Origin of the sequence: Chryseobacterium sp. GP-SGM7 (assembly GCF_049166575.1) — a bacterium.
Classification (GTDB): Bacteria; Bacteroidota; Bacteroidia; order Flavobacteriales; family Weeksellaceae; genus Chryseobacterium.
This window is the reverse complement of the sequence record NZ_JBMHFF010000002.1, coordinates 188537-200823: the sequence shown is the minus strand read 5'-3', so window position 1 is coordinate 200823 and position 12287 is coordinate 188537. Positions and strand designations below refer to the sequence as shown.

Below are 12287 nucleotides of genomic sequence, written 5' to 3'. Positions count from 1 at the left end.
TAATGTTTGTTTGGCTACTTCTGAGAATTCAACCTGCATATTTCCTCGTCAATAAATTTTAAAAAAACCTTCTGAGAAATCATATCTTCTTCTTTCAAAGATTTACCATATTCTTCAATCGCTTCATAAACATGAGTAGGAACTCCTTCGATCATTTCATACTCTTCTTTCTGCAAAGAGACCGATTTCATCCCTTTTATTTTCTCTAAAAGTTGTTTAATGAATACAAAATCTTCAGAATTTTCCAGTTCTATATTAACAATCATGACGTTGAATTTTCAACAAAGTTAAAATAAATTTTGTATCATCGCATTTCCAAATTAAATATCAAAAATGCAGGATTTTCTATTTTACTTAAACCTAGGCTGGGAACACATTATTTCATTAGACGCACTCGATCATCAACTTTTTGTATTGGCTTTAATTGCGATTTATTCTTACTCCGACTGGAAGAAAATTTTGGTTTTGGTCACGGCTTTTACCATCGGACATTCTGTTACTTTGGCGTTGAGCATATTAGATATTGTAAGAGTTCCTTCAGCTTGGGTTGAATTTTTGATTCCTTTGACAATTGTTTTAACTGCATTGGGAAATATTTTACTAAAAAATAAAAAGCAGTCGCAAAATAAGACCAATTACTATTTAGCCTTATTTTTCGGATTGATTCACGGATTAGGTTTTGCCAATACTGCAAGAGTCATGATTGCGAAAAGCCAGAGCATCGCCGTTCCGCTTTTAGGTTTTAATATTGGTTTGGAAGTCGGCCAGATTGTAATTGTTATCATTATTTTAGTTTTATTATTTATTCTTTTAAATATATTTAAAGTCAACAAAAAAGACTGGATTCTCTTTGTATCATCGGGAGTTTTTGCGTTGGCTTTAAAAATGACTTTAGAGCGTTTACCTTTCTAGCCGTTTTTATCTATTTTTCAGCATCTTATTATTATCTTTGAACATTATTAAAATATCCGAAATGAAATTTACAATTTCTGCACTTTCAATAGTATTCTTCACCAGTGCTTTTGCCCAAAACATTCAGAACAATCCGGGGAGTAACCACGGAAACAGATTTGAGCAGTTGGGAACAATTTTGCCTACACCAAATGTTTACAGAACAGCTTCGGGTGCTCCGGGACAGGCGTACTGGCAAAACAGAGCCGATTATGATATTACCGCTTATTTAGATGAAGATAAAAGAAATTTAAAAGGATCGGAAACCGTAACTTATCACAATAATTCTCCGGATGATCTGGATTATATCTGGCTTCAGTTGGATGAAAACCAGCAGTCAACGGTAAAAAAAGCAGATTATCAGTTCTCTTCTACCCTGCCCAAATCTTTGAATGATCAGCAATTAAAAGTTTCAGAACTGCCTGTGAAAGACAACGGTTACGGAGTTAATTTAGAAAAAGTAACCGACATTTCAGGAAATCCTTTGAAATACACCGTCAACAAAACAATGATGCGTATAGATTTGCCTAAAGTCTTAAAAAAAGGTGAAAAATTCATTTTTAAAATCGATTGGAATTACAATATTCCAAATCGTATAAAGATGGGTGGTCGTGGTGGTTATGAAAATTTTGCAGAAGACGGAAACGATCTGTATACAATTACACAATGGTTTCCTAGAATGTGTGTTTACAGCGACTTTCAGGGATGGCAGAATCATCAGTTTACGGGAAGAGGTGAATTTGCTTTGGTTTTCGGAAATTATAAAGTTTCGATGAACGTTCCGGCAGATCATATCATTGGCGGAACCGGCGAATGTAAAAATTACGAGCAGGTTTTAAGTTCAGACCAATTTGCACGGTATAAAAAAGCACAGACTTCAAGTGAGCCTGTAGAAATCGTGACGTTGGATGAAGCTAAAAAAGCAGAAAAAAATCATTCAAAACAGAGAAAGACGTGGGTTTTTGAAGCAAAAGATGTAAGAGATTTTGCATGGACGGCTTCAAGAAAATTCGTTTGGGATGCAATGGGCGTTACCATTCCTGAAAACAACAATAAAGTAATGGCGATGAGTTTCTATCCTAAAGAAGCCTATGGTTTATATAGAAAATTCTCTACAAAAGCCGTTGCACATACAATAAAAACGTACTCAGAATTTACAATTCCTTATCCTTATCCTGTGGCGCAGTCTGTGGAAGCTTCCAACGGAATGGAATATCCGATGATTTGTTTTAATTTTGGAAGAACAGAAAAAGACGGAACCTATTCTGAAGGTGTAAAAAACGGAATGATCGGAGTAATTATTCATGAAGTGGGACACAATTTTTTCCCGATGATTATCAATTCAGACGAAAGGCAATGGAGCTGGATGGACGAAGGTTTAAATACATTTACAGAATATTTAACGGAAGAAAAATGGGATAATAAATTCCCCTCAAAACGTGGCCCTGCCTGGACGATTGTTGATTATATGAAACTTCCGAAAGACCAGTTGGAACCGATTATGAGTAATTCTGAAAATATTATTCAGTTTGGCCCGAATGCATATGCAAAACCTGCAACAGGATTAAACATTCTCCGTGAAACCATTATGGGAAGAGAGCTTTTCGACAAAGCTTTTAAAACATATTCTAAAAGATGGGCATTTAAGCATCCCGAACCGGCAGATTTTTTCAGAACTATGGAAGATGCAAGCGGAGAAGATCTTGACTGGTTTTGGAGAGGCTGGTTTTACGGAACAGATCCTGTAGATATTGCCATCGATAAAGTAACCGTTGCAAATCCTGATTTTGAGGTTACAGCTTCTTCAAACGACACAAAATATAAAGTTGATAAACCTCTGCAGAATGAGTTTGTAGATATATCGAAAATCAGAAACAAAGAAGATAAAACCATTACTTTTGAGGTAGAAAAAGATAAAAACCTTCAGGATTTTTATTACCGTTACGACAGAGGTCAGGAGAAAATTGATACCGATAAAGAATATACTTTGAATGCAGAAGCAAACTCTGCTTTAGACAAAAAAGACCAGGAAAAACTGAAAAATATCAATGCTTATCAAATCGATTTCGTGAATAAAGGAGGTTTGGCAATGCCGGTTATTTTAGAATTTACCTTCGAAGACGGTTCAAAATTAAAAGATAAATCTTCTGCACAAATCTGGAGACAAAATGAAAAGAAAGTGTCTAAAACTTTTTATTTCGACAAAAAATTAAAATCTATTCAGCTCGATCCGATGAAAGAAACGGCAGATATTGACACTTCAAATAACTTTTGGAGCAGTGATTCTGGCTCATCTGAAACTTCGAAATTTCAGGTGTTTAAAGAGAAACAAAAAGCAGCAGTAAGGGGCGGTGCGAACGGAAAAGTGAATCCGATGCAGGCATCAGAAATGAAAAAATAAAAATTTGTTCTTATTAATACGTTCAACATTTTTAAAAAATCAGTTCAATTTTTTTTGAACTGATTTTTTTATGAAACTAATTTTGATTAAGAAAATTCTGGCTTAATATTTTTTTATACGTTCTTCCTAACGGAAGTTTATTAGAATCTGAAAGAAAAACGTTATTAGCATCATAAGATTCAATTTTATCTTTTAAAACTATGTAAGATTTATGAATTCTGATGAAGCCAAAATTCTGAAATTTCTTTTCAAAATTGGTCATTCTATCAAGAATCATATATTTTTTAAAAGTCGTCACCAAAACAATATATTCGCCAAAACCTTCTACCCAAAGAATGTCTTTCAACAACACTTTATTGATCACGTAATTGGATTTGAACATAATAAAATCTTCCTGCGCTTTTTCCTGTGCAGAATTTTTGAATCTGAAAAAGTCTTTGGCTTTATTGATCGCCTTCTCAAAAGTTTCAAAATCAACTGGTTTTACCATATAATGAAGAACATCTAATTCAAAGGCTTTTACAGCATGCTGCGTTTCTAATGTAAGAAAAATGCACAACGGTTTGTGCGGAAGACTCTGCAAAAGCTCAATCCCGTTAATAAAAGGCATATTGATATCCAAAATCACAAGATCTACTTCGTTTTTTTTCAAATATTCTAATGCTTCTTTGGGATTTTGAAATGTTTTTAAGAGCTCAATACCTTCAATTTTCGTGCAGTAATGTTTCACCAGCTGCAAAGCCGGAAATTCATCATCAATACTTACAATCGTGAGATTACTCATAATATTTTATTTTCAAAATGGTTTTATATTTTTCGTCTGCTTGATTTCCGGAAAATAAATTATATCTTTTGGGATAAAATTTGTCTAAAATCCCTTTGATAGCGACGTTTCCAAGTCCGTGATAGGCTTCATCCAAAGTAAAATTCTTGTTTTCTGCAACCGAATTATCAATTTCCAGAATCATCTCATAATCCTGCAGTTTGCAAGATAGTTTTACAAAACTTTTATCAGCAATCCCAATGGATGAATGTTTCAAAGAATTCTCGAAAAGTGTGAGAAAAACAGAGGGCGGAATCTCGATAACATCCCAAACATCGGTATTCTCAATTTCAAAAATTATATTGAGTTGATTGTTGTATTTTAATTGATACAGCTCTGCAAGAGATTTTATAGAAGAAAATTCCTGATTGACGGTTATTTTTTCTTTTCCACTATCATAGATAATATACTGCAACAGCTTGGAAAGCTGAAGAATAGAATTGGAGGTTTTATCGGACGACACAAAACTGTTAACATATATATTATTCAGCGTATTAAGTAAAAAATGCGGACTCAATTTGGATTTTAAAAGATCAATATACATTTGGTCTTTTTCTTCCCCGAGTTCTTTTAAATCCTGTTCTTTTAAGAATTTATCTTTCGTAATTCCTAAAAATGTGGCAACCAAAATTACGATTCCCTGCGTGGTATAAACATTATATATAAACTTCTTGTTGGATAAAACCTCATTAAAATTCATCTTAAAAATCTGCGGTTCTACTAAAATCCTCAATAATGTTGAAACCAAAAAACAGATTAATGCATATAATATGAACTCAGGATATTTATTGGATAAATAAAACAGCGGGACGAGATAATAGTACACCAAATAATAGATTCCAAAACTTAAAAATATGACAAAAATCATATTCCAAATCAATTCCGGGAAGTCCAGATAGAAATTTTGGGTAAAAAAAACAAGGAAAAAGAAGATAATAAAGAATAAAATGTGCTGACTGAACAATAAGACCTTCCAAGGGTATTTCATTAGCCTTTTCAAAATTTTATCTACAAATAAAATCCTGAAAATCAATAATATAACAACAATATTGATGATCAAAAACATCCTTAAAATATATTTTTCGCGTTTGTAAATATAACAACTTTTCTATGCCGAAATGTCATTTACTGATAAAAACTGCAATTGATTGAAAATCTTCATACCCAGCATTGTTAATTTTTATATTTGAAATGTTAACCAAATGTTAAACAATTAATCTACTATATAATAATTTTATTAACAGAAAAATACTATGAAAAAAGAATCTATTTTTTTGAGACGCAAACTTCTTTCAGTTGCAGTAATTTGTTTTATCACTGCAACCGCTTCTGAAAATTTGTACGCAGAATCTTTGTTTCCACACAGCAATTCAATAATTTCTTCGGTTTATTTTCAAGAAAATCCTGTTACAGGTGTTGTTTCAGACAGTTCCGGAAATCCTGTTGCCGGTGCAACGGTAACGGTAAAAGAAACTGGCGCAACGACGACAACTGATGCTGAAGGAAAATTCTCTATACAAGCATCCAAAGGACAAACATTACTTGTAAAATCATCCGAATTCGCAGATGAAACCATTATAGTTGAAGATGATTCCGTTATTAATTTTACACTTAAGTCCAACGATGTCAGAGAAAACAAAATAGAAACTGTAACGGTAATTGGCTCTAGAGGAAAACCCAGAACTGATGTAGAAAGACCGGTTCCTATCGATGTGTTTTCCGCAAAAGACATTCAAAAAACAGGGCAAACTGAACTTGGGCAAATGATTCACTTCTCTGCACCTTCATTTAATTCTGTAAAATTCGGAATTAGTAATGTGAGTTCTTATGTAGATCCTGCAACTTTGAGAGGGCTTGGTCCTGACCAGACTTTGGTTTTGGTTAATGGAAAAAGACGCCATCAATCTGCTGCGCTTAATGTAAATAATGTGGTAGGAAGAGGTACGGTAGGTACCGATCTGAACATTATCCCGACGGCAGCAATAGAAAGAGTAGAAATTTTGAGAGATGGAGCTGCTGCGCAATATGGGTCTGATGCAATTGCCGGCGTTATCAATGTACAGTTAAAACGTAATTCGAAAGGCGGTTCTTATTCTGCACATGTTGGTCTTACCAAAGAAGGCGACGGAAAAACTTATGAGCAAAGCATAAACTTTGGTTTACCTTTAGGTAAAAAAGGAGGTTTTTTGAATACTACACTTCAAATGCACCACAATGATCCTACCGATAGATCAGAGCCTTTTACCGGAAGAGTTTATAACTCAAACGAAGCGATAGATAATCAAATGATTGCCGAACATAATTTTAACCGACAAATAAAAGGTACGAAATACGGGATCGCTAAAAACACCAACGGAACTTTATTTTTGAACTCCGAAATTCCTTTGGGAGACGACTGGGCACTTTACGGAAACGGAGGGTACACTTACAAGGCAATTACAGCCTATGGGTTTTTCAGACCGCCGGTAAACTCCAAAAGAGCCGTACTTGGTATTTATCCAAATGGTTATTCGCCGGTTTTCCCTGCCAATTTATATGATGGCTCTGTGACAGCAGGTATCAAGAAAACAAATAAAGAAGGCTGGTCTCTTGACTTCAGTAATACGTACGGAAAAAATAAAATAAATCTATTCTCTAATAATACAGTCAACCCCTCTTTTGGAATAGCCTCACCAACAAGCTTCTACGGAGGAACACTTTCTTTCTGGCAAAATTCTATAAATGTGGATGTTGATAAAACTTTTGATGATTTAAGTTTTGCAAAATCTATAAATCTTGCAATGGGTGCAGAATACAGAACAGATGGTTACCAAATTCTGCAGGGAGATTACGCTTCATGGGCAAAAGGATCTCTTCAGAATACAGATGTTGGCGCAAATGGAAGAGAAGGTTTCAATCCCGGGAATGAGGTTAATAAAACAAGAAACAACGTTGGAGTTTATGTAGATACAGAAACAGATTTCAGCGATAAATTTTTGGTAGGTTTAGCAGGTAGATTTGAAAATTATTCCGGTTTTGGGTCTAACTTATCCGGGAAATTATCTACGAGATATAAAGTCATCGAAGAATTTTCTTTAAGAGGATCTATCAACAGAGGCTTTAGAGCACCTTCTTTACATCAATTGTATTACAGCAGTGATGTAGATGCACAATGGCTAACTATAAATAATGTTTTTGACGCTTATCCAATCGCTCACCTAAGAAATGATAATCCTACAATTAATAATTTGGTTGGAAACTTAAAAGCTGAAACTTCTTGGGATTTTAATTTGGGGGCTACATTACAACTCTTCAACAAAAAATTCTTAATGACTGTAGATGCGTACCAGATTGATATTAAAAATCGTATTGTCATCTCTTCTCAGCTTAGAGGTAGTGTTTTGGGATTATCTCAATATCCGCTCGTTCAGTTTTTCTCTAATGCGATTGATACCAGAACAAAAGGTGTAGACATAGTAGCAAATTACAACGAAAAATTTAATGACAATAATGCCCTTACTCTATCAGCAGCATTTATGTACAACGAGACTAAACAGAAAGGAGAAACCAGAGTTCCGGCAGGATTTACAGGGGATAAAAGTACTTTTATTGACAGAAATATGATTGGTCTTATCGAGGTGGCGCAACCGAGACAAAAGCTAATTTTATCTGCCAACTACAAATTCAAAATGTTTGAAGCAATGATAAGAGCTACCAAATTTGGATCGGTAACTGCGAGACAAAATACCGAGATCCAAGATCAAACATTTGCAGGAAAAACTATTGCAGATGCATCTCTTACCTGGAATGTAAATTCTAAAATCAGCTGGTCTTTTGGGGCAAACAATGTTTTCAATACCTATCCTGACAGAATTGATTTACCTGCACTTACAAGTGTTGGGCAAACTCCTTACACAAGATTTACAAATCAATTCGGTTTTATGGGAAGCTATTATTATACTTCTGTAAAGGTGAACTTCTAAGTAAAATAAATGTTTAAAATGCAGATTTACAATGAGCTTATAATTATTAAAGCCAGGTAAAATCTGCATTTTTAAAAAATTAAAATTATGAATGCACAAATAGAAACGCTAGAACCAGGCGGTTGGTTCAAGAAGCGATATCAGGTTTTACTTATTCTATGCTTTCTTGCGATAATCACTTATCTTGACAGAACCGCTGCCTCAGTAGCAGAAGAAGGAATTACCCATACATTCAACCTTACCGAATCTCAATTTGGGTGGCTTCATGCAGTGTTTTCAATAGCGTATGGGATTTTTCAAATTCCGGCAGGAACATTAGGTGACAGATTTGGAGCTAAAAAGGTTTTGCTGTTCATCGTAATCTGGTGGAGTGTTTTCACAATCTTCACAGGATTATCAGAAACATTTACCATTTTGCTAGTCGTTCGCTTCCTTTTTGCTTCCGGAGAAGCCGGAGCATTCCCGAATATCGCAATTGCCTTATCCAAATGGTTTCCCGCAGAAAGTAGAGCCAGAGCACAATCTTTCGTTTGGATGTGTACAAGATTAGGTGGCGCACTTGCTCCATTAATTATTCTTCCGATTATGGAACACCACGGTTGGAGATGGGTATTTTATTCGTTCGGTGGGCTAGGTTTTGTTTGGGCAATTGTTTGGTATAAGTTTTTCAGAGAAAACCCGTCAGAAATGCCTGGAATTTCTAAAAAAGAAGTCGAGGAAATAGAAGCCAACAGAAAAATAAAAACTTCACATTCTTTATTGTCATTCAAAGAATTAGCAAAAAACAGTAATCTTTGGGCATTGATGATTATGTATTTTCTTTATATGTTCGGCGCCTATTTTTATCTTTCGTGGATGCCAAAATTCCTTAGACAGGGACGAGATTTTGATTTGAAGCAAGCGGGACTTATTTCCTTACCTTTCATTTTAGGTGCTTTAGGATGTTTAATCGGAGGATGGCTCACCGATTATCTTTCAAAACGAATTGGTGTAAAATGGGGACGGAGAGCTGTTGCTCTTACAGGGCTTATTACAGCTGGAATTTGTTTGATTTTTGCTTCTTATGCAGACAGTAATATCATTTGCATTGTGTTACTTTCTTTCGGATTATTTTTCAAAGATTTCACATTGCCGGTTTCTTGGACGGTTGCAGGAGATATCGGAGGAAAACATGCAGGTGCAATAAGCGGAAGTATGCATATGTTCGGACAAATTGGCTCTACTGTAATGTCTTTAGGATTCGGATATTTAGTTCAAACAACCGGAGATTGGAATTTGCCAATATTTTTCATAGGTATAATAACAATATGCAGCGGATTGATGTGGTTAAAAATTGATGCTACAAAAACTATTTAAAGAGTGTTATCGCACGTATACCATGCATTCTTTCAAACCCTTTCAGGTCTTCCTTAAAGGGTTTTTTGTATATAATTTCTGCAATACTTTGAATGTTCAACACTTACACTTTTTTCTTATTTTTTTAAAATGGGATTGCTGTTGTTTATTTTGTTTAGAAACAAGCTAAAAAGTGTATTTTGATTCTATCAAGTCTTTGATTTTATTTATTTCAGAAGTGTGAGCTTCCAAAATATACAAAAAGCCAATTATAATTTTGAAGATAAAATTCAGCAGAAATATCAGTAAAAACACTTCTAATAAAAGCAAAATTTGTATATCAAAATTTATGGCATTCAAGTACAATAAATAATTGTATTTTTACAAAAACACTCTTCATTGTAATGACAGTTTCCGAAGACAAAAAAACCTTCACCAATGCCTATCTTAGGAATCTCACCCTCTATATTTTCGTATCGATTATTGCGGGAGTTTTGGTGGGTAATTATTTTCCGCAGACAGGTTTGCAACTCGGTCATGTAAGTCAGTATTTTTTCTCTATCATTGAAATTCTTATTTTTCCGGTTATTTTTGGGGCAATAATTTATGGGATCTGCAGTATTTCCGACATCAAAAACTCTAACCGAATTGTTCTTCAAACCATTCTGTATTTTTTAATCATTACGAGTATTTGCATTATTTTAGGATTTGCATTTGCACTAGTCCTCAAACCCGGATCCAGTACTGGAATTGAAATTTCTAAAGTGAGTAAGCTCCCTTCTCATTTCAAGGTTGAGGAACATTCCTGGACATCAGATTTGCTTTTCAACAAACACGGAATTCTTCTGGTGTTATCTATAGTTACCGGGGTTTTTATGAATTTATCTCCAAAGCGATTGGTGTTTTTAAAGACCATAAACACAGGAATCAATTTTTTTTATAAAGCAATAAAATACATTTACATTCTCTTACCTGTTATTATTTTTTGCAATATCTCGTTCGGGATTTCTATGTATGGCATCAACACACTTTTACCGCTGAGCAAAATTGTTGCTACGGTTTATCTTGCAGATTTGGTTTTTATCTTTGGGATTTTAGGAAGTTTATGCCACTTTTTTAAGATCAATCTTTGGGATTTTCTGATAAAAATAAAAGAAGAAATTTTACTCGTCATCACAACATCTGCATCAAAAACCTCTTTCCCAATGATTTTTGACAAGATGGAAAGCCAGGGTTACGATAAAAAACTGCTTACCTTTATTATTCCTTTGGGCTACACGTTTAATCTTGCGGGAGCATGTATTTATATTTCTGTATCCACTGTTTTTTTGATCCAGTTTTATAACATTCATCTGGAAACTTATGATTATATTTGGCTATTTATTATTATATCCTTAACATCTAAAACCGCTTCAGGAGTTCCCGGATCAGGATTTCTTGCTTTAATATTCACGTTAAATAGATTTGGAAAAATTCCATTAACAGATCTTGCGTTACTATACAGCGTCGACCGTTTTATGAATGAAGCCAGAGCCGTTACCAACTTTATAGGCATTTCGGTTTCTGGAGCGATTATTTCTAAGATGAATCAAAATCTAGAATAAAATCTGCCAAATAAAAACTGTCTGATAAAAATAAATCTGCCAAAATTAATTTTTAATTTTAGAATAATAACAATTGAACATTAGATGAAAGTCTCACAAATTATTATATTCAAAAATTAAATTATTATACTCGTAAATGAAGCAAATTTCGTCTCTCAAGTTCTTTTTTCTTACCAAAACTATCTTACCGTTGCTTCAATATGTGTAGATTTAAATACAGCAATTGATTTTTTCCAGCTCTATTAATACTATAGTACATTTTATTATTGATATATCTCTTACAAAACCTTAACCTGAACACCAGTTGTAACACTTTATATTTATCATTAAATATTTTAACCTTAACTTACAAATATGTTGAACTCAATTAAAAAAGTGTCAAAATTTCATATTATGAATAAAAATCTGCCATTTCAGTCAATTAATAGCAATGGCATAAATTTAGAGAGCTACAACACAGAAATAATTAAAAAATAAAAATATTATGTCAGTAAACTTTAAACCATTAGCAGACAGAGTTTTGATCGAACCGATTGCTGCAGAAACTAAAACAGCTTCAGGTATTATTATTCCAGACACCGCAAAAGAAAAACCACAAGAAGGTACTGTAGTAGCAGTTGGTCCTGGTAAAGTAGATGAGCCAACAACTGTAAAAGTAGGTGACAAAGTTCTTTACGGAAAATATTCAGGTTCTGAATTAAAATTAGACGGAAAAGATTTCTTAATTGTAAAAGAAGGAGATTTATTGGGAGTAATTGGCTAATAGCTATTTGCTTCTGGCAGATGGCTTTCCAACGTTGAAAATAGCAAAATGAGAGATTTTAAAAAGTTTGAAGTCTGGCAATTGAGTCATCAACTGACTTTAAAAATTTATAAATCGACCAGAGATTTCCCAAAAGAAGAACTGTTCGGTATAACCTCTCAAATCAGAAGATCATTTGCCTCGATCGGATATAATATTTCCGAGGGAAGCGGTAGAAATTCAGATAAAGAATTTGCTAATTTCATTAACATCGCACTAGGGTCATCCAACGAAGCTGAAAACCAGTTAATTCTTTCTAAAGATTTAGGATATCTTTCTGAAAACGATTTTCAACAACTTTCAGAAGAATTAATAATACTAAAAAAGAAGCTTGTAACCCTTTGGAACAGGCTCAACGGAAATTAAAAATCAAATTATAAAATAAAACAGCGAATCGCTAAAGCCAAAA

The 12287-nt window shown here is 34.0% G+C and carries 10 protein-coding genes; 7 read left to right on the top strand and 3 right to left on the bottom strand.

Features of this window, described 5'->3' with window-relative positions; all coding sequences use genetic code 11:
* Positions 1-14: 14 nt before the first annotated feature.
* Positions 15-266, bottom strand: a complete 252-nt coding sequence (locus ACOOWA_RS09740) for a hypothetical protein (protein ID WP_421374908.1) — start codon at positions 264-266, stop codon at positions 15-17.
* Between the two features lie 67 nt (positions 267-333).
* On the opposite strand from ACOOWA_RS09740, the gene ACOOWA_RS09735 reads away from it, so the two are divergent.
* Together ACOOWA_RS09735 and ACOOWA_RS09730 are read left to right on the top strand one after the other, a co-directional pair.
* Positions 334-912, top strand: a complete 579-nt coding sequence (locus ACOOWA_RS09735) for a HupE/UreJ family protein (protein ID WP_421374907.1) — start codon at positions 334-336, stop codon at positions 910-912.
* 61 nt (positions 913-973) lie between these two features.
* Positions 974-3352 carry a M1 family metallopeptidase gene (locus tag ACOOWA_RS09730; RefSeq protein ID WP_421374906.1) on the top strand — a complete coding sequence of 793 codons (2379 nt, stop codon included), beginning with the start codon at positions 974-976 and terminating at the stop codon, positions 3350-3352.
* Positions 3353-3428: 76 nt separating this feature from the next.
* Here the strand turns inward: ACOOWA_RS09730 and ACOOWA_RS09725 are convergent, their stop codons facing one another.
* Together ACOOWA_RS09725 and ACOOWA_RS09720 are read right to left on the bottom strand one after the other, a co-directional pair.
* A complete protein-coding gene (locus ACOOWA_RS09725; protein ID WP_421374905.1) occupies positions 3429-4136 on the bottom strand; it encodes a LytR/AlgR family response regulator transcription factor in 708 nt (235 codons plus the stop codon).
* Positions 4129-5163 carry a sensor histidine kinase gene (locus ACOOWA_RS09720; protein WP_421374904.1) on the bottom strand — a complete coding sequence of 345 codons (1035 nt, stop codon included), beginning with the start codon at positions 5161-5163 and terminating at the stop codon, positions 4129-4131. Before ACOOWA_RS09720 ends, ACOOWA_RS09725 begins: the two co-directional genes overlap by 8 nt.
* A gap of 265 nt (positions 5164-5428) precedes the next feature.
* On the opposite strand from ACOOWA_RS09720, the gene ACOOWA_RS09715 reads away from it, so the two are divergent.
* The 5 genes from ACOOWA_RS09715 (at position 5429) to ACOOWA_RS09695 (ending at position 12244) form a co-directional block, all read left to right on the top strand.
* Complete coding sequence (locus ACOOWA_RS09715) at positions 5429-8137, top strand: TonB-dependent receptor (protein ID WP_421374903.1); 2709 nt, start codon at positions 5429-5431, stop codon at positions 8135-8137.
* Positions 8138-8224: 87 nt separating this feature from the next.
* Positions 8225-9493, top strand: coding sequence for an MFS transporter (locus ACOOWA_RS09710; protein WP_421374902.1), 1269 nt, complete (start codon positions 8225-8227; stop codon positions 9491-9493).
* A gap of 383 nt (positions 9494-9876) precedes the next feature.
* Positions 9877-11076: a cation:dicarboxylate symporter family transporter gene (locus ACOOWA_RS09705; RefSeq protein ID WP_421374901.1), complete on the top strand. Its 1200-nt coding sequence runs from the start codon at positions 9877-9879 to the stop codon at positions 11074-11076.
* A gap of 484 nt (positions 11077-11560) precedes the next feature.
* On the top strand, positions 11561-11839 hold the full coding sequence (locus ACOOWA_RS09700; protein WP_047444781.1) for a co-chaperone GroES: 279 nt from the start codon (positions 11561-11563) through the stop codon (positions 11837-11839).
* Positions 11840-11887: 48 nt separating this feature from the next.
* Positions 11888-12244 carry a four helix bundle protein gene (locus ACOOWA_RS09695; protein WP_421374900.1) on the top strand — a complete coding sequence of 119 codons (357 nt, stop codon included), beginning with the start codon at positions 11888-11890 and terminating at the stop codon, positions 12242-12244.
* Positions 12245-12287 lie beyond the last annotated feature (43 nt).